This is a genomic window from Streptomyces sp. NBC_00370, assembly GCF_036084755.1.
GTDB lineage: Bacteria > Actinomycetota > Actinomycetes > Streptomycetales > Streptomycetaceae > Streptomyces.
On sequence record NZ_CP107968.1, the window covers coordinates 8,191,392 to 8,209,187 of the forward strand.

At 69.1% G+C, this 17,796-nt stretch carries 16 protein-coding genes; 9 read left to right on the forward strand and 7 right to left on the reverse strand.

Features of this window, described 5'->3' with window-relative positions; all coding sequences use genetic code 11:
• The first annotated feature begins 84 nt into the window (after positions 1-84).
• Both OHS57_RS35905 and OHS57_RS35910 read left to right on the forward strand, forming a co-directional pair.
• A complete protein-coding gene (locus OHS57_RS35905; protein ID WP_328584679.1) occupies positions 85-519 on the forward strand; it encodes a hypothetical protein in 435 nt (144 codons plus the stop codon).
• Between the two features lie 5 nt (positions 520-524).
• Positions 525-1,484 carry a DUF1152 domain-containing protein gene (locus OHS57_RS35910; protein ID WP_328584680.1) on the forward strand — a complete coding sequence of 320 codons (960 nt, stop codon included), beginning with the start codon at positions 525-527 and terminating at the stop codon, positions 1,482-1,484.
• Between the two features lie 49 nt (positions 1,485-1,533).
• On the opposite strand, the gene OHS57_RS35915 is transcribed toward OHS57_RS35910, so the two are convergent.
• A complete protein-coding gene (locus OHS57_RS35915; RefSeq protein ID WP_328584681.1) occupies positions 1,534-2,448 on the reverse strand; it encodes a LysR family transcriptional regulator in 915 nt (304 codons plus the stop codon).
• A gap of 102 nt (positions 2,449-2,550) precedes the next feature.
• Here OHS57_RS35915 and OHS57_RS35920 point away from each other — a divergent pair, with 102 nt between their 5' ends.
• The 6 genes from OHS57_RS35920 to OHS57_RS35945 all read left to right on the forward strand — a co-directional run bounded on the left by OHS57_RS35920 (position 2,551) and on the right by OHS57_RS35945 (position 7,038).
• Positions 2,551-3,414 (forward strand): aldo/keto reductase, encoded by an 864-nt coding sequence (locus OHS57_RS35920; protein ID WP_328584682.1) that lies wholly within the window; start codon positions 2,551-2,553, stop codon positions 3,412-3,414.
• Positions 3,415-3,474: 60 nt separating this feature from the next.
• On the forward strand, positions 3,475-4,410 hold the full coding sequence (locus tag OHS57_RS35925) for an aldo/keto reductase (RefSeq protein WP_328584683.1): 936 nt from the start codon (positions 3,475-3,477) through the stop codon (positions 4,408-4,410).
• 141 nt (positions 4,411-4,551) lie between these two features.
• A complete protein-coding gene (locus tag OHS57_RS35930) occupies positions 4,552-4,791 on the forward strand; it encodes a hypothetical protein (RefSeq protein ID WP_328584684.1) in 240 nt (79 codons plus the stop codon).
• Between the two features lie 129 nt (positions 4,792-4,920).
• Positions 4,921-5,190, forward strand: coding sequence for a GlsB/YeaQ/YmgE family stress response membrane protein (locus OHS57_RS35935; protein WP_328584685.1), 270 nt, complete (start codon positions 4,921-4,923; stop codon positions 5,188-5,190).
• A gap of 153 nt (positions 5,191-5,343) precedes the next feature.
• A complete protein-coding gene (locus tag OHS57_RS35940; RefSeq protein WP_328584686.1) occupies positions 5,344-5,916 on the forward strand; it encodes a dihydrofolate reductase family protein in 573 nt (190 codons plus the stop codon).
• Positions 5,917-6,033: 117 nt separating this feature from the next.
• Positions 6,034-7,038 carry a DMT family transporter gene (locus tag OHS57_RS35945; RefSeq protein ID WP_443043024.1) on the forward strand — a complete coding sequence of 335 codons (1,005 nt, stop codon included), beginning with the start codon at positions 6,034-6,036 and terminating at the stop codon, positions 7,036-7,038.
• 105 nt (positions 7,039-7,143) lie between these two features.
• Here the strand turns inward: OHS57_RS35945 and OHS57_RS35950 are convergent, their stop codons facing one another.
• From OHS57_RS35950 to OHS57_RS35975, 6 genes are all read right to left on the reverse strand, one after another.
• Positions 7,144-8,844 (reverse strand): methyltransferase, encoded by a 1,701-nt coding sequence (locus tag OHS57_RS35950; protein ID WP_328584687.1) that lies wholly within the window; start codon positions 8,842-8,844, stop codon positions 7,144-7,146.
• Positions 8,845-8,908: 64 nt separating this feature from the next.
• The gene (locus OHS57_RS35955; protein WP_443043124.1) at positions 8,909-10,072 is read right to left on the reverse strand and encodes a 4-hydroxybenzoate 3-monooxygenase; all 1,164 of its coding nucleotides are present in this window, start codon (positions 10,070-10,072) and stop codon (positions 8,909-8,911) included.
• A 222-nt stretch (positions 10,073-10,294) separates the two neighbouring features.
• Positions 10,295-11,401, reverse strand: a complete 1,107-nt coding sequence (locus tag OHS57_RS35960; RefSeq protein ID WP_328584689.1) for a glycoside hydrolase family 43 protein — start codon at positions 11,399-11,401, stop codon at positions 10,295-10,297.
• A gap of 121 nt (positions 11,402-11,522) precedes the next feature.
• The gene (locus OHS57_RS35965; RefSeq protein WP_328584690.1) at positions 11,523-13,238 is read right to left on the reverse strand and encodes an ABC transporter ATP-binding protein; all 1,716 of its coding nucleotides are present in this window, start codon (positions 13,236-13,238) and stop codon (positions 11,523-11,525) included.
• A gap of 65 nt (positions 13,239-13,303) precedes the next feature.
• Positions 13,304-15,103 carry an ABC transporter ATP-binding protein gene (locus OHS57_RS35970; protein WP_328584691.1) on the reverse strand — a complete coding sequence of 600 codons (1,800 nt, stop codon included), beginning with the start codon at positions 15,101-15,103 and terminating at the stop codon, positions 13,304-13,306.
• Positions 15,104-15,382: 279 nt separating this feature from the next.
• Complete coding sequence (locus OHS57_RS35975) at positions 15,383-16,588, reverse strand: glycosyltransferase (RefSeq protein ID WP_328584692.1); 1,206 nt, start codon at positions 16,586-16,588, stop codon at positions 15,383-15,385.
• Between the two features lie 256 nt (positions 16,589-16,844).
• Here OHS57_RS35975 and OHS57_RS35980 point away from each other — a divergent pair, with 256 nt between their 5' ends.
• Positions 16,845-17,549 carry a hypothetical protein gene (locus OHS57_RS35980; protein ID WP_328584693.1) on the forward strand — a complete coding sequence of 235 codons (705 nt, stop codon included), beginning with the start codon at positions 16,845-16,847 and terminating at the stop codon, positions 17,547-17,549.
• Positions 17,550-17,796: the final 247 nt, after the last annotated feature.

The following is a 17,796-nucleotide window of genomic DNA, read 5'->3' on the forward strand; positions in this document are numbered from 1 at the left end:
CGGATCGCCGGTTGAGGATCCACGGCGCACTCGCCCCGGTAAATGCACGGCGGGGTCCCCCGGAAACCACGTACCCTCAACTCCGTGCCCCGCCATCCGAAGAAGGCCCGTCGACTGGTCGCCGACGGCCGCGCGTACATGTGGACCAACCGGCACGGTCACCGTGTGCTGGTGGACGACGAAGGTGTCGCGCACTGCCGTCAGACCCTCACCCTGATCCCCCAACCGAGCGGCACCGGCGGCCCGTTGCGCATCGTCTTCGCCGACGGGCCCGGCCGGTTCGTGCCGGGCGGGTTCACCTTCGGTTCCGGGGACGTGGGGTACGTCCACGGCGGCTCCCTGAATCTGCACGAACCCGGCGCGGTCCGGGCCTTGCTCGACGCGGCGATGGCCCACGGGTGGCAGCCGGGGGAGCGGCGGCCGGTGGAGATCGACGGCTGGCTCCTGCTGGAGGAAGCGGCGGCAGCGGTGGCTGCGGCCGCAGCGCGAGCGGTGGAGGGCCGCGTCGCCGGAGAATGATCGGCATGGCATCCCTCCACTCCAACCCGCTCTTCACCCGGCTTGCCGACTCCGAACGGATCCTCGTCGCCGGCGCGGGCGGCGGCTTCGACATCTACTCGGGGCTGCCAGTGGCGCTTTCGCTCCTGCACCAGGGCAAGCAGGTGTATCTCGCGAACCTCTCCTTCAGCGCACTCGCCGGTCTCCCGACCGATGACTGGGTCGCCCCCGATCTGGCCGCCATCACCCCCGACTCCGCTCCCCACCAGAGCTATTTCCCTGAGCGGACCCTCGCTCAGTGGCTGCACCCGCACGGCTACCCGTCCACCGTGTACGCCTTTCCCCAGACCGGGGTGCGCCCGCTGCGCGCCGCCTACCAAGCCCTGATCGAGTTGCACGACATCGACGCCGTGGTGCTGGTCGACGGCGGTACGGACATTCTGCTCCGCGGTGACGAAGCCGGCCTCGGCACTCCGGAGGAGGATCTGACCAGTGTGGCGGCGCTGGCCGCGCTCGATAGCGTCCCGACCCGGCTCGTCGTGTCGGTCGGCTTCGGTGTGGACGCGTACCACGGCGTCAATCACGTGCAGGTACTGGAGAATATCGCCGCGCTGGAGCGGGACGGTGCGTACCTCGGCGCGTTCTCGATACCGCGCGCCACCCGTGAGGGCGCTCTCTATCTCGACGCCGTCGCGCACGCTCAGCACCACACCCCGGAGCACCCCAGTATCGTCAACGGATCCATCGCGGCAGCCGTGCAAGGCTCGTTCGGGGACGTCCGGTTCACCGATCGCACCCGGGGCAGCGAGTTGTTCATCAACCCACTGATGTCCCTGTACTTCGCCTTCGACCTCCCGGGTCTGGCGGCCCGCTGTCTCTACCTGGATCAGATCGAGGACACCCAGCTGATACGCCAAGTGCACTCACGGATAGCTGAGTTCCGCGAATCCATAGTGACCCGCCCACCCCGCGGTTTCCCGCACTAGGTCTGTCCGACAGGCGCGTGCGTGGCGGACCTCATGCTGGGCGACCGCCTCATGGCGCCGTCGTCACCGGCCCGTCGTCCTGTGCCGGCGAGTGGTCCGCGTCGAGGATTTCCAGCAGGCGCGTGGCCGAAGCCTCCGCGTGTGTGGCCGTGATGGCGGACACCACCCACTGCGGGGTGGATTCCGGCGGCAGTTGGATGCTCGTGAGGCCCGCGGCCTGGGGCTTGGCCGCGATGTGCTGGGGCACGAGGGCAATGCCGAGGCCGCGGTGAATCAGGTCCAGCAAGGTGTGGATGTCGTCCACCGTGCAGCGCACCCGCCGCGTCACGCTCGCCGCCGTGCACGCCGCGTCGTTGAGGGACCGCATGGCCCACGACGGGCGGAAGTCGATGAACTCACGATCACGCAGCTCCGCCCACTCGATGCTCGTACGGGCCGCGAGCGCATGGTCGGACGGGGTCAGCAGGACGACCGAACGACGTCCCAGTTCCACGCTGTTGGCAATCGCGAGATGGTCGGTCGTCGCGACGAACGCGACGTCGAGGTCGCCCCTGCGGGTCTGCGCGACGAGGTCGTGCGATCCGGCCTGCGTGAAGTGGATGTCGACCAGCGGATACCGCCGGTGGAACCGTTCGAGCAGCGGCGGCACATCGACCACGCCGAGGCACTGCTCGGCCCCCACCCGCAGCCGCCCGGACAGCGCGTGGGTCGCGCGGATCACCGCGTCCCGTCCGGCGGCGGCCTGGGCGAGCGCGCCGCGTGCGAACGGGAGGAGGGCGAGACCGGCGTCCGTGGGGTCGACACGGCGGGTGGTCCGGGTGAACAGCGGCGTGCCCAGCTCGTCCTCAAGGCTGCGGATCGCGGCCGAAAGCCCGGACTGGGACACCTGGCAGACGGCCGCCGCCCGGGTGAAGTGCTGCTCGTCGGCGAGGGCTACGAGGTACTCCATCTGACGCAAGTCCATTGATCGACCCTGTTTCTTAATCGCATCGGTGGCAGTCATTTTACTTCTGATCAGGGCCTGCTTACGGTGGGGATCTACCACCACCGGCTGGAAAGGCCCCCCGTGCAGCGACGCACTGTCGGAACCCGCACCGTCAGCCCGATCGGATTCGGCGGTATGCCGATCTCGATCGAGGGACGTCCCGACGAGGCGAGGTCCATCGCAACCATCCACGCGGCTCTCGACGCCGGTGTCACCCTCATCGACACCGCCGACGCCTACCACCGCGACGCCGGCGAGGTCGGCCACAACGAGGATCTCATCGCCCGTGCCCTGCGCTCCTACGGCGGCGACACCGGCGACGTACTGATCGCCACCAAGGGCGGCCATCTGCGTCCCGGCGACGGTTCATGGACGCTGAACGGCCGGCCCGAGTACCTCAAGCAGGCCGCGAAGGCCTCCGCCCAGCGGCTCGGCGTCGAGGCGATCGGCCTCTACCAGTTCCACCGGCCCGACCCGGAGGTCCCCTACGCCGACTCGATCGGCGCCGTCCGGGACCTCCTGGACGAAGGCGTCATCGCCATGGCCGGCATCTCGAACGCGACGGTGGCGCAGATCGACGAGGCCAACGAGATACTCGGCGGACGGCTCGTCTCGGTGCAGAACCAGTTCTCGCCGGCGTTCCGATCCAGCCTCGACGAACTCCGGCACTGCGCCGATCTCGGCATCGCCTTCCTGCCGTGGTCCCCGCTGGGCGGCATCCGCCGCGCCGCCGCTGTCGGCGAGCGGCACACGGCGTTCCAGACCGTCGCCGACGCCCACGGCGTGAGCCCGCAGCAGATCGCGCTCGCCTGGGAGCTGGCCCTCGCGCCCGTCGTGATCCCGATCCCGGGCGCGTCCCGTCCCGCGAGCGTCCAGGACTCGGTGCGCGCCGCCGAGCTGACCCTCGGCGCCGACGAACTCGCCGCACTGTCACACGCCGGCTGACCCCGCCCGTCCTGTGTGCGAATCTGACCAGCGGATCCGACCATCCGAAAGGAAAAGGCCGTGAAGACCTTCACCCTGCCCGGCACCAAGATCGTCGCCCCGAACGTGGTGCTCGGCTTGATGCGCATCGCCGAGAAGACCGACGACGAGATCCGTGAACTCGTGCGCACCGCGCGCGACGCGGGCATCGACTTCCTCGACCACGCCGACGTCTACGGCCGTGAGCTGCACGAGTGCGAACGCCGCTTCGCCGAGGCGATGGCGCTCAGCCCGTCGCAGCGCGACGAGTTCACGATCCAGACGAAGGCCGGGATCGTCACGGACGGGCCGTACTTCGACTTCTCGTACGAGCACATCGTCAAGTCCGCCGAGGCCTCACTCGACGCGCTGCGGACCGACCACATCGACATCCTGCTGCTGCACCGCCCCGACGCGCTCGTGGAGCCCGAGGAGGTGGCCCGCGCTTTCGACGAGCTCGAATCGTCCGGCAAGGTCCGCGCCTTCGGTGTCTCGAACCACACCCCGCGCCAGATCGACCTGCTGCGCAAGTACGTGCGTCAGCCGATCGTGGCCAACCAGCTCCAGCTCTCGATCACCCACCAGCCGATCATCGCTCAGGGTGTCTCCGCGAACATGCTCGCCGAGCAGCAGTCGGTCACTCTCGACGGCGGCGGGATCGTCGACTACTGCCGGCTGAACGACATCACCGTCCAGGCGTGGTCGCCCTTCCAGGCCGGCTTCTTCACGGGCGTCTTCCTCGGCTCGCCCGACTACCCCGAGCTCAACGCCGTCATCGACCGGCTCGCGGGGCAGTACGACGTCCCGCCGATCGCGATCGCGACCGCGTGGATCACCCGCCACCCCGCTCAGATGCAGGTCGTGCTCGGCACCACCAGCCCCGAGCGCGTCGCGGGCGCGGCCCAGGGCTCGGAGCTGCCTCTCACCCGGGCCGAGTGGTACGAGCTGTTCCGCGCCTCGGGCCACCTCGTTCCCTGAGCCCGGACGCCCGGACATCCGGCCGCGTCGTTGAGGACGACGGCGACGGCGACGCTCACGACGCCCCCTCGGCGTCGTTCATCATGGCGATCCAGCTGTGGGGCGCGTCGTCGCCGAGCGCGGGCGCACGACAGGCGCTGCGTGCCGTCGCGCGTGCCGCAACGCGGGGTCTCCGACTCCGCGGGCGTGCTCGTGAACTACATCCTCGGTGTCGCCGAGCGGTGGGCCCAACTCCACCCCGCCACATACCCGTCCGTGTACAACGCCAGGACGCAACTGCGCGAACACGACGACCGTGAGCAGTTCCTGGCCGGCATCGATCTCATCCTGGTCGGCATCGCGACCGTGAACCGCGCGGGCGAGGGCGGCTCTGCCCGGTAGCGAACCGCGACCCGTGCGGTCCGTCCGCCGAACTGTCGAACAAAAGACTTGTGTCCCGCGTTTGAAAGCGCCGGAGCGGTACAGACGGTGTTCTGACACAAACTTTATACGACCAGGTAGGAGACGTTCATGGGCATCATTGCCTGGATCATCATCGGGTTGCTCGCAGGCCTCATCGCGAAGGCGCTGATGCCGGGCAAGGACCCGGGAGGCATCATCATCACGATGCTCATCGGCATCGCGGGAGGTCTTCTCGGCGGCTGGCTCGGCAAGGTCATCTTCGGCGTCGACTCCATAGACGGCTTCTTCGACCTCTCCACCTGGATCGCCGCCATCATCGGTTCGATCATCCTGCTCATCCTCTACCGGGTGATCACCGGGAACCGCCGCCACGCCTGACCCCGCGTCGGTACAGCTTCCGCGAACGGCTCCGCCCCCTGAGGGCGGAGCCGTTCGCATGTCCGTCGCAGGCGACGGCCGATGAGTTCCGCCATGATCGGCAGTCAGAGACATTGTTCTGACAGCCAGGCACGTGACACGGAGGAACCAGAGATGCGCACCTTGATCAGCACCGCCTTCATCTCGCTGGACGGCGTCGTGGAGGCCCCCGGCGGCGAGCCCGGCTACCGGAACGCCGGATGGACCTTCAAGGAGGTCGAGTTCCTCCCCGAGGCGTTCGAGATCAAGGGCCGTGAGCAGCAGGAAGCCGCCGCCATGCTGATGGGCCGGACCAGCTACGAGAGCTTCAGTCCGGTGTGGCCCGACATGGCGGACTTCGCCGACTACAAGGTGATGCCGAAGTACGTCGTCTCCACCACCCTCGGCGAGGGCGACCTGGTGTCGAACTGGGGCGAGACGACGATCCTGCGCTCACTCGACGAGGTCGCCGCGCTGAAGGAGACCCCGGGCGGCCCGATCATCGTCCACGGCAGCGCCTCCCTGAACCGGTCCCTCTCGGACGCCGGCCTGATCGACCGCTACCACCTGATCGTCTTCCCGCTACTGCTCGGCGCGGGCAAGCGCCTCTTCAGCGCGACGGACAAGGACACGCAGAAGCTGAAGCTCGTCGAGCACGAGGCCTACGCCAACGGCCTGCAGAAGAACGTCTTCGACGTCGTGCACTGACAAGAAGGCGGCCCGCTGCAAGCGGGCTGCGGCCTTCCTGCGGGGTCGTCGGCCCGCGCGACCTTCCGGTCCGAAAACCGCGAGACCGATTGCCCGCGTCTCCCTAGTCTGTGCAGCATGATGAACTCGCCTCGCGTCGAATCGCCCCACCGCCGCGCTCAGTTGCTCGCGGCTGGTGCGGCGAGCGTGACCGTGTGTCTGTGGGCCTCGGCCTTCGTTTCGATCCGCAGTGCGGGCGCCGCGTATTCGCCGGGAGCGTTGGCGCTGGGGCGGCTGCTTGCGGGAGCCCTCGTGCTCGGCGTCGTCTGTGTCGTACGGGGTGAGGGGCTACCGCCGCGCGGGGCGTGGCGCGGGATCGTGTTGTCCGGCGTCCTGTGGTTCGGGCTCTACATGGTGGTGCTGAACTGGGGCGAGCAGCAGGTGGACGCCGGTACGGCGGCGCTGGTGGTGAACATCGGCCCGATCCTGATGGCGCTGCTCGCCGCTCGGCTGCTGGGGGAGGCGATGCCGTCGCGGCTCGTGGCAGGCATGGCGGTGTCGTTCGCAGGGGCGGTCGCCGTGGGTGTGTCGATGTCCGGCGACGGTGGTTCCTCGGTTCTGGGCGTGTTGTTGTGCCTGGTCGCCGCCGTTACGTACGCCGGAGGTGTCGTGGCGCAGAAGCCCGCCCTGGGACACGCGAGCGCGCTTCAGGTGACGACGTTCGGCTGTCTGGTCGGGGCTGTGCTCTGCTTGCCGTTCGCCGGTCAGCTGGTCCACGACGCGGCCGACGCACCCGTGTCCGCGACGCTCAACATGGTCTATCTGGGCGTCTTTCCGACCGCGCTGGCGTTCACGACCTGGGCGTACGCCCTTGCCCGTACCAGCGCGAGCCGCATGGGCGCGACGACGTACGCGGTGCCCGCCCTGGTGGTTCTGATGTCCTGGCTCTTCCTGGACGAGGTCCCGGGCCTTCTGACGCTTGCGGGCGGGGCGCTGTGCCTGGCGGGTGTGGCGGTTTCGCGCTCCCGACCACGGTCGGGAGCGGCAACGGACCCAGCGGTAGTAGCGGATGACGTGACGTCAGATACCGCGTCCCGCGCCGAAGTGGCTACTGGTAACAGCCGCCCGTGCACTGGGGAGTGAACACGATCCTGCTGTCGGCCGCCGCGGAGCTGTGCTGACGGACCGTGGCCGTGGGCGCGTTGCTGGTCTCCCAGGGCATGGGCCGGTCCATCTCCTACCGGGTTCCTAGGCCGTGGACCCGGCATTCGCAGCCCCGGTCCGCCGTACGTGCAGCACGCTCCCGTCCAGGGGCAGCGGCGCCACGCCCACCAGGGTGAGGCCCGCGTCGGCGAACAGCCGGGCGTAGTGGTCGGCGCGCCGTTCGCGCCCGCCGACGTTGCACATCATGTGCAGGTCCCAGGCCGTGGCGAGCGAAGGCGAGCCGTCGGTGGGCAGCACCCGTTCGATGACGAGCAGATCGGCGGTGTCGGACATCGCGCGTGCGCAGTGGCGCAGGATCTCGCGGCAGCGCTCGTCGTCCCAGTCGTGCAGGACGCGGGACAGGACGTAGACGTCGCCGCCGGCGGGTACGTCCGCGAAGTCGCCCGCCCGGAAGGTGCACCGCGCTGTAAGACCGGCCGTGTCGAGGAGGCGGCGGGCGGTCTCGACGGTGTGCGGGCGCTCCAACAGCAGGCCGTGCAGGCGGGGGTGGGCGGAAAGGATCCGCGCCAGCAGTTCCCCGGCGCCACCCGCGATGTCGACCACGGTGGCCCCTTCGGCCGCCGCGCCGAGGACCGGATGGGCGGGCAGCGGGTCGAACATCCGTGAACCGGCGGTCATCGACCGGTCGAAGAGTTCGGCGAGTTCCGGGTCGCGGGCGAAGTGGTCGAAGTGGTTCTCGCCGAAGCACTGCTCGAAGGCGACCTGTCCGGTGCGTACGGTGTGTTCGAGGCCGGCGAAGGACTCGTAGAACGGCCCGCCGTACATCAGCGCCAGCGGCCGCATCGACCCTTCGGCGTCCGCGCGCAGCAGGCCGCCGGTGTCCGTGAGCCGGAAGCCGTCGCGGTCCTCGCTCACCACACCGAGCATGGTGAGGTAGCGCAGCAGAGTGGCGAGGTTCGGTGCCAGGACACCGGCCTCCTCGGCCAGTTCCGCCACGCTCACGCCCCGCCCCTCGTCCATCGCGTCGGCCACTCCGAGCCGCGCGAACGCGGCCAGGGCCTGCGTCGTCCATGCCCCGGTCAGCAGGCGCAGCAAGGTTTCGGCAGGCTGCCGCGTACGGTGCTCGTCGAGATGGGCGGCCAGGACGTCGCTGTGGTCACCGGGAACGTACAACTCCACGCGCCGGTAACCGGCCTTGGCCTCGGCGGGCGCGGTGAAGTAGAAGACCGTGCCGTTCTCGTGCGGGTTGTAGCCGCCACCGTCGGGGGTGGCGCCGTACCGTCCGAAGGTCGCGCACAGGCCGCGCAGCACCAACGGGTCCGGTGCCTCGACCTCGAAGGCGACATGCGCCTCGTGCTGCCGCTCCCGCTCCTGCGCCGCGACGGTGTCGAGAGCCGACTCCGGCGGCACGGCCAGCGCGAACACCTCGACCATGCGCCGCGCCCCGTCCGGGCACTCCACGGAGGGGCGCAGGATACGGACATCGAGTTCCGCCGCGGACCGGTTGTGCCGTGCGGCGAGACGCTCGCGTACGACAACGCTCGGCCGCGGCGGCGCGTCCGCGACGAGCCCGCAGTCGGCGAGCGCCGCGTCCAACGCCGCCTCGTCGGGCGGGAAGACGATCAGCGCCGCGTGCGAGAAGTCGCAGCGCTCCGCCAGAGCCCGCAGCTCCGGGCCGTCGAGCCCGGGAAGCAGGAGCGGGAGCAGTGTGGCGGTGTCCTGTTCCTTGACGAAGTCGACCGTCGCGCGCAGGCGGGACGTATCGCCCGACAATGCCGTGATCATTGCGGGGGGATCCTCATTCCGGGGTTCGGATGTACGGATGGTGCGTGCGTGTGGGAACGACCGGTCAGACGCCGACGTAGTGCTCGGCGAACCAGTCCTGCTGGCTGCGCGACGTACGCAGCGAGGTGAGGCGGGAGCGGCGCAGGGAGTTGTGGAACAGCGACTCGCCGTCCGCGCCGGACGGGCCGTGCAGCAGCCCGATCATCCAGTGTGAGAACTCCTGCGCACGCCAGATGTGCGTCAGGCACCGGGCCGAGTAAGCGTCCAGGCCCTGGGGATCCCCGGCCGTGAGGTCGTCGGTCAGCGCGTCGGCCAGGATCGCCGCCTCAAGCACCGCGAGATTGGCGCCCTTCGCGGCCGAGGGACTGATCAGACCGGCGGCGTCGCCCACGAGGAACAGCGCGCCGTGGCGCAGCGGTTCGATTACGTCCGACTCCAGGTCGACGACGGAACGCTGCGCGACGCGTCCGCGGCGCAGCGGCCCGTACTCCAACGCCCGCATCCGCAGCTCCAGTTCGTCCCAGATCCGCTCCTCGGACCAGGCGTCGGCCGGGGCGCCGCGCTCGTACTGCAGGTAGTAGCGGGTGACGTCGCTGGTGCGGGCCATGTGTCCGGCGAACCCGCGCTCGTGCACGGCGTACCCGACGGCGTCCAGGCTGGGCGGCGCCTCGGCGAGCAGACCGAGCCAGGTCACCCCGTGATCGCGGTGGTGGCGAACCGTTCCGGCAGGGAGCGAACGACGGGCCGCGCCGTGACGCCCGTCGCAGCCGGCCACGTACCGCCCCCGCCACACGCCGGGCCGCCCGTCGGCCTCGCGCACGGCGACCTCGGGGCGTGCGCTGTCGGCGCCGCGCACGGCCACGGCCTCGGTGCCGAAGCGGATCTGTCCGCCGCGCTCCAGGAACCGCGTCAACAGGTCGGTCACCAGGTTCTGTTGCGGGTAGACCGTGTGCTGCTCACCGTGCCCGAGCCCGCTGTAGTCGAGCCGGAACCGGCCGTCCTCGGTACGGAACTCGCAGGTGCTGTGGGTCTGCCCGTGCCGGTGCAAACCGTCGGCGAGGCCGTGCAGCTTCAGGATCCGTACGGTGTTGGCGGCCAGGAACCCGGCACGCGCCCGCGTCTGCACATGAGCGCGCTCGGCCCGCTCAAGGACGACGCAGTCGATCCCCCGGTCCACAAGGATGTTGCCGAGCACGAGCCCGGCCGGCCCGGCCCCGAGGACGACCACATCGGTCGCCTGGTCGGCGGGTTGCCGCCGACTCTTCCTGTCTGTCACGAAAGCAGATACTAAGCAGGCCAAAGTGCACGCCCGCACCGAAATCACCTGAATGCCGGGCCTGAACGGCAAAGAGATCTCTACGCCTGACAGGCCGGTGCGGGCAGCGACGTGACGCGTCCGGTCAGGCCGCGGTGAAACCGCCGTCCGTAGCGACCACCGCGGCAGCGGGTGTCACTCGAAGAACTTGAGGCTGTACCCGACGGTGCTGGTGGCGCCGGGGACGTTGGCACGGCGGTAGGTGGTGTTGCCCCACCAGACGGCCGTGCCGGTGTACCAGTAGCGGTTGGACCACGAGTACGGCGTGCCCTTGGCGACCGCGTGGAACATGGTCGGGAACCTGTTGCCCGACGGCGGGCCTGCGGCGGCGTCGCCGCGCGGCAGGACGAACGTGTGGTGCCCCGGACCGTCGACATTCAGCGTGGTGTCCCAGCCCGACATCATGGACGGGGCGTACGAGCCGAACAGGCAGCCGTTGCTCTTGTACCAGTCCCACACGTACGTCGGATCGCCACCGGCCCGCAGCCGCAGGTCCGCGATGCAGTACTTGTCGCTCCAACTGCCGTTCGCGGAGTAGGTGATGTGCAACTGCCCGTTGGGATCGACGATGGGCTCGGGTGCCTCGTTGATGTACGGATTGCCCACGACCCGTTCCCACGACTCGCGCGGCTGCGAGATGACGTACCGCGCCCCGGTGGTGGCGGTGGGACTGCTCATCCGGGCGACATAGAGGTTCTGCTCGACGTTGGTGTCACCCGACCAGCCGGACCACACGAACCAGCGCTGGCCGCCGAAGGTGAACGGCGCCCCGTCGATGGCCCACTTGTTGTCCGGCAGCGCGACCTTGGTGGCGGCCGAGTAGCCGGTGTCCGGGCTGGTCGAACTGATGTGGTACATCCGGTGGGCGGCCCCGGTACCGGCCCCGAAGTAGATGCGGTACTGGCCGTCGTACTGCACGATCTCCGGGGCCCAGACCTCGCCGAGCTTGCCGGTGTCGTTCCACACCTGGTGCTTGGGTGCGGTCGCGATGCCCTCCAGGGTGGACGCGGTGCGCACCGCGATGCCGCCGTCCACGGACTTGGCGGCCACGTAGAGATCGCCGACCTTGATGACGCTCGGGTCGGCGCCGCCGAGTGACGTACGGCCGAGCGTGGACGACTCGCCGTCGGCCGCCGCGGTGACGGCTTCGGCGGTTCCGGAGGAAGTCGCCGTCTGCCCGAGGGCGAGTGCGCCGACGAGGAACAACGGAGCGATGCCGGCGATCCATCGGGTGGGGGCCATCAGGTTCTCCTAGTCATGTCCGTGACAAAGAGCGCTTCTTGGATCATCCTCACGCGGCGAGCGACCGTCAATACGGCGACATCCCCGCACCCTTCGTCGTCCCTCGCACGGCGACCCGGTCCTACGGGGTGCGGTCCTCGACGACGCGGCCGTCGGTCAGGACGAGCACGCGGTCAGCGATCTCGATCGTCGAGGGCCGGTGAGCGATGACGAGCACCGTCCGCCCCTTGAAAACGGCGCGCATGGCGGTGCGCACGGCGCGTTCGCTCGGGACGTCGATGACCGAAGTGGCCTCGTCCAGCCCGATGACGGACGGGTTCACGAGGAAGACGCGTGCGAGGGTGACGAGTTGACGCTCACCCGACGACAACCGGCTTCCGCCGCCGCCGACATCGGTCAGGTAGCCGTCCCGCAGCGCCGTGATGAAGCGATGGGCCCCGATCGCCTCGGCGGCGCGTTGAATCTCGTCAAGTGTGGCGTCGGGACGTGCGAGTGCGATGTTCTCAGCGACGGTACCGGAGAAGAGAAAGCTCTCCTGAGGGACCATGACGACCCCGTCGCGCAGCTCGTCCGTCGAGAGGGACCGCAGGTCGACGCCGTCCAGGAGCACCTGTCCGCCGGTCGGATCGTGCAGCCGCGCCAGTAGCTTCGCCAGCGTGGACTTGCCGCCACCGGAAGGGCCGGTCAGGGCGACCGTCTGTCCGGCGGGGATGTCGAGAGTGAAGCCGCGCAGTACGTCACGTCCGTCGCGATAGGCGAAGGAGACGTCCGCGTAACTCACCTGACGTCCGGCACGATTCCGTGGGCGCGGAGGCAGGGAAACGGGGTGGGCGGGTTCGACGACGGTCGGTTCCACGGCCAGCAGGACGGCTGTCTTGCCGAGCGACGCCGTGGCCGACTGATAGGCGTCGAGGACACCTCCAAGCCTCAGGGGCTTGTCGTAGAGATCCCGCAGATACAGCACGATGCCGGCGTACGTGCCCAACTCCAGCGTGTCCGAGGCCACTCGGTAGCCACCCCACAACACCAGCCCCGCCACGGCGACGTTGGCGACGAGACGCGAGGAGGTCACATAGCGCGCCATTTCCAGTTCGGCCTGCCGGTTCTCCTTCCGGTGCCGCTGGTTGAGGCGCGTGTACCGGCGCTCGTTGCCGCGTTCGAGACGGAACGCCTGCACGGTGCGGATCCCGGCGAAGGTCTCGCTCAGGTCGGCTGACGCCACGGCGGCCGCGGTCGACCGCCGTTGGTACACCTGGAGCGAGCGCCCGCGGAACGACCGCATCGTCCAGTAGACCGGGGCCATGGCGGCCAGGGCGGCGCAGCCGAGCCGCCAGTCGAGTACCAACAGGATCGAGGAGATGTACACGAGGGACACCGCGGCGGTGACGATCTGGTCGATCCCGCTGTCGAAGAGCGAGCGGACGGCCTCGACGTCACTCGATGCCCGGGAGGCCAGGGTGCCGGAGGCGTGTTCCTCATGGAACTCCACGCTGTGTGCCTGGAGATGGGAGAACAGGCGCACCCGGAGTTCGGCGACGACGTCCTGTCCGATCCGGACGGACAGCCGGATGAACAAGCTCTGCAACAGACCGGCCGTTATGGCGCAGCACGCGTAGGTGGCGGCCACGACGACGAGGGGCCGTACGTCGTCGGCGCGCAGCGCGGGGATCGCCCGGTTGATCGTGGCGGCGACGATCAACGGCCCTGCCAGCGCGGCCGCTTGTTGGAGCAGGACGACCAGTACCGCCGGCCACAGGCGCCGGGTGCTCGGTCCGAGCACTGAGCGCAGCAGGCGGCTCGCCGCACCCGTCGGCGGTGTTGCCTCCAGCAGGTCCACCGTTCCGCTGTCAGCCCGTGCCGGTTGCCCGGCGGAAGCCGATGTACGACGTGGCGACCAGCGCATCAGACCCCCTCCCGGCCCTGGGACGCCGACTCGACCGGTGTCATCAGCGCCGCGTACGCCGGGCAGGTGGCCAGCAGCTCTTCGTGCGTGCCGACGGCGGCGACCCGTCCTTCGGCCAGCATGGCGACCCGGTCGGCCAACAGCGCGGTGGACGGACGGTGCGCGATCACCAGCGCCGTTGTCGCGGCCAACACCTCACGGAGGGCGTCCTGGATCCGGGCTTCGGTCGGCGTGTCCAGAGCGGAGAGCGGATCATCGAGCACCACGACCCTGGGCCGGCGGACCATGACCCGCGCGAGGGCAATTCGCTGCCGCTGACCACCGGACAGCGACATACCGCCCTCCCCGACCCGCGTTCGGACGCCGTCGACCAGCAGGCGCATGAACGCGTCGAGCTGGGCGAACCGCAGCGCCCGTTCGACTTCAGCGGCGTCGGCTTCTTCACCCATGAGGATGTTGTCCATGAGGGTCCCGGAGAACAGGACCGGCTCGTCGAAGGCGACGGCCACCACGGACCGCAGCTCGGCGTGCGGGATACGGGCGATGTCGGCGCCGTCCAGCGTGATCCGGCCCTCGACGGGGTCGTAAAGGCGCGAAACCAGGGACGCAAGAGTCGTCTTGCCGCTTCCGGTCGCGCCGACCACTGCCAGCGTCTCACCGGGTGCGATGCGCACGGTCACGTCCCGCAGCGCGGGCGGGTCGTCGGCGGAAGCACCCGGGTAGCGAAAGTCGACCCCGACGAAGGCGAGTTCGGCCGGGTGCGCCGTCGTGGCCGGTGGGACGACCTCAACACTCCCTTCATCCATGGCCGGTTGGCCGAGCACGTCGAAGTACCGGTCCGCGGCCGCCGCCGCGTCGTGACACGCGGCCAACAGCCTCCCCATGCCTTCGACAGCCGGGCGCAACGCGGCCACCGTTCCCAAAAACGCGAGGAGCGATCCGGTCGACAGATGCCCGTGTGCCACCTGGACGGCTCCCATGGCCAGGGCGGCGGCCGTCGCAAGTCCCAGGACGGCGGTCGTGATTGCCGAGATGCCGCCGAGCAACCGGGCCTTGTAGAGTTCGGCGGCTCGCACCCGCCCGACCTGTTCACGAAACCGGGCGATCCGGTGTTCGCTCCGGCGGAAGCCCTTGATCACACGGATGCCGGTCAGCGACTCCAGGACCGCTGTCGTCAGATCGCCCGACAGATCCTGCGCCCGCCGGGTGGCGTCCGCGTAACGGGACTCGAACCGGTAGGACTGGAGGATCAGCAACGGAACGGGCGCCAGCACCACAAGCGCGAGCAGCCACTGCTGGCCGATCAAGATCACAGCGCCGATGGCGAGCGTGGCGGCGTGCACCGGCAGGAACGTCAGCGGTCCGGCGACGAACATGCGCATGATTTGCGGATCCGAGGTCCCCCGCGACAGCAACTGCCCGCTGGTCCAGCCATCGTGGGCGGCGATCGGCAGCCGCTGTGCGTGCCGATGGAAGTCGGCACGCATCTGCGCTTCGATATCGGCGAGCGGAGTGGCCACCAGCCATCGCCGGATGCCGAAGATCGACGCCTCGGCGACGCCCAGCAGCAACAGCGCCAGACCGCCAAGTACCGCTTCTCGCGGATCGTGTGCGGCCACGGGCCCGTCGACGATCCACTTGAGGACCTGGGGCATCGCGAGCGCCAGCAGGGAAGCCACCCCAGCCAGCGCGGATCCGGTCCACAACTTCCAGCGACGCGGGCGTACGTACGGCCGTAGCTTCTTCAAGGGGCGAAGGGGGATGAAACGAAAGACGTCGAAGCGCACATGCTCGTGCACGGTGGTCTCCTGAGGAGAGAGCCCACCGGCTCATGAACAGACGGATCAGCCGGTGAGCGGGGTGACATGGACGGCCGGCTCCACGCACGCGTACGTGCGGGACACGAGAACGGTGGCCATCGACAACACCCCCTTCGCTCCGGTGCGGCGATCACTCAGCGGCGACGAGCACCTTACACCGGAGGGCGACAACGGTCGTCTGATTTACCGCTGTTGACGTCATGGAGCCACGGCACGGACGTCGGCGTAACCACAGACGGGCGGTCGCGTCGGCTCCGCTCAGCCGAGGCCGTCGAGCAGCAGGCCGGCGGCCACCGCCGCTCCGTCGGTACGGATCCGGGCGCCCAGAGCCCTCGCCCGTGCCCGGGTCTCGGGGGCCAGGGCCGTCTTCACCGCGACCGACAGCGACTCGGTCGTCGGACTCGGACCGTCGTGCGCTGCGCCGATGCCCAGGTCCGCCACCTGGCCGGCCCAGTACGGCATGTCCGACAGCTGCGGAGGCACCACCACCTGTGGCACACCCGCCCGCGCGGCCGTCGTCGTCGTACCCGCACCGCCGTGGTGCACCACGGCGGCCAACTCGCAGAAGAGAAGCTGTTGGTTGTGCTCGCCGATGGCGAAGCAGTCGTCCCGGCCGTCGACCAGATCCAGGTCGGCCCAGCCACGTGAGACGAGTGCGCGGTGACCTTGTGCCCGTATCACCTCCAGCGCGCTGCGAGCGGTGTCCTGCGACGGGTGCATGCTGCCGAAGCCCACGTAGACCGGCGGCGTGCCCGCCTCCAGGAACGCCACCAGGTCGGCCGGGAGAGGACGTTCGTCCGGCAAGGTCCAGGCACCCGTCTGTACGACGTCGATGCCCGGTGTCTCCAGCCACGGTCCCAGCACGGGGTCCGCCGCCAGCCACGGCCGGTCGGTGACGACGTGGTCGCGGACGTTGTCGACGGGTGACAGACCGAGCGACGCCCGGTGGCCGTTGAGCGGCTCGCGGAACTGCGCGTTCACGTTCTGGGCGTCCAGCTCCCACAGCGTCCGGTTGTCATGAGCCTGCGACTCCGGCCAGCCGGGGCGCGGTGGCGGACGATGGTGCGGCGACGGCAGGTTGACCGCCGAATAGCTCGCGTACACGTAACGGATCCCCGCCGCCTCGGCGACGGACCGCGCGGCGATCTGTGCCAGGCCGGCCGCCACCAGCACGTCACATCCGTCGGCCGCCGCCGGGAAGATCTCGAACTGTCTGGCAACCATCTCGTCCCGGTACCGGGCCAGGTCCGCAGCGGACGGCAGAGTCGCCCCGCGCATCAACTCCTTCACCGGTGGCCCGACCGGCACCAGTTGTACGCCGAGACCTGCCAGCCGCCGCGCGAACTCCTCGTCAGGCGGGGCGCACATCCGCACCTCCGCGCCGAGCGCCCGTAGGCGCACCGAGAGTGCCACCAGTGGTTCGACGTCGCCGCGCGTCCCGTATGTGGACAAGAGCACCCGCATGGTGTGTTCTCCTTCGTCAGTGGCCTTTGTTCCCGGCCGCGGTTGACCCCCGGGGCGGTGACCGGTCTCGTCCCTCCGACGAGTCAACCTGGCTGTGCAGGTGTTGACTTCCGTCTCCTGGGTAGCGTTGCGCGTATCCGCCAGGCCCTCTCGGCGCCATGACTTCCCGACCGACATCGTGACGTCGGTCCCGGGCTGCCCAGAGCCGGCGAGGCGCGCAAGGTTCCCGATCGTCAACACACCCTGGAGCCCGTCGATGCACAGTTCGTCCGCGCCTGTCCCCGATGTTTCGATTATTTTGCCCTGCGCTGGATTTGCCACACGTTTCGGGGCACCGTACTCGAAGGAACTGCACTGCCTGTCTCCTGGGGTCACCGTGCTCGACCGCAGTCTGGAGGCCGCTGTCGAACTGGCAAAAAGCGGACTCAACGTGCGTTTGGTCGTGGTATTCAGGGCACACAAGCTGGACACGGTAAGTTATCTCGCGCGCTACGCCGAAATGTTTCAAATAGTTTTCGTCTACCAAGACGATTCGTTTGAACCCGGGCTCGACGGGGCGATCCGGTCAGGCCTGCCGATGGCGCAAGGGCCAGTTGCCCTTGTCCTGCCCGACATCGTCGTCAGCGGCGAGGGTAGTGCCGGCAGTCTTCTCGCCGCAATGAGACACATAGGCAGAACAGGCTGGAGCGTCGTGGCCGCCGAAGAGCGGGACCCCGGCACGCTCCAGCAGATGGGCGCACTGGCCGTGATCGAGGAGGGCGGCGTCCTGACGGTCAAAGCGGCGGTCGACAAGCCGACGGATCCGTCGGGCTACAACGCGTTCTGGGGCATGGTCATGGCCGCCGAGCAGGAGGCGCACCGGTTGCCCGACGTGGTGAGCGAGGGCGTGGACAGCCCACTGGCCGGGGCTGTCGCCTTCATGGCGGAGCGCATCGTGAACTACAACACCACAGCCGGTTGACCGCGGTGTGCCCCGCAATGCCGGAATATCTCCTTGTTGGCGGCCCCTTGTTCCGGGATCAGCGTAAAGGAGGGTAATCGCCCTCACGGGGAAGATGGCCTATTGACATGTCCCGCGTACTTGATCAATCATATGCGAAGACGTTACGTGACGTTCCGTGAAAAGTTTATGTACACGACCGGCCAGTATCACCGAACGGGGAGCAGCCCCATATGAGGGGCCGCAGGTGAAGGCCGGAGTCACCGTT

What these genes read in the sequence shown, in the direction of transcription:
- OHS57_RS35945 (WP_443043024.1), top strand. Translation starts at nt 6,034, where the DNA reads ATGATGAACTCGCCTCGCGTCGAATCGCCCCACCGCCGCGCTCAGTTG.
- OHS57_RS35915 (WP_328584681.1), bottom strand. Translation starts at nt 2,448, where the DNA reads ATGGACTTGCGTCAGATGGAGTACCTCGTAGCCCTCGCCGACGAGCAG.
- OHS57_RS35950 (WP_328584687.1), bottom strand. Translation starts at nt 8,844, where the DNA reads ATGATCACGGCATTGTCGGGCGATACGTCCCGCCTGCGCGCGACGGTC.
- OHS57_RS35975 (WP_328584692.1), bottom strand. Translation starts at nt 16,588, where the DNA reads ATGCGGGTGCTCTTGTCCACATACGGGACGCGCGGCGACGTCGAACCA.
- OHS57_RS35960 (WP_328584689.1), bottom strand. Translation starts at nt 11,401, where the DNA reads ATGGCCCCCACCCGATGGATCGCCGGCATCGCTCCGTTGTTCCTCGTC.
- OHS57_RS35980 (WP_328584693.1), top strand. Translation starts at nt 16,845, where the DNA reads ATGCACAGTTCGTCCGCGCCTGTCCCCGATGTTTCGATTATTTTGCCC.
- OHS57_RS35940 (WP_328584686.1), top strand. Translation starts at nt 5,344, where the DNA reads ATGCGCACCTTGATCAGCACCGCCTTCATCTCGCTGGACGGCGTCGTG.
- OHS57_RS35910 (WP_328584680.1), top strand. Translation starts at nt 525, where the DNA reads ATGGCATCCCTCCACTCCAACCCGCTCTTCACCCGGCTTGCCGACTCC.
- OHS57_RS35935 (WP_328584685.1), top strand. Translation starts at nt 4,921, where the DNA reads ATGGGCATCATTGCCTGGATCATCATCGGGTTGCTCGCAGGCCTCATC.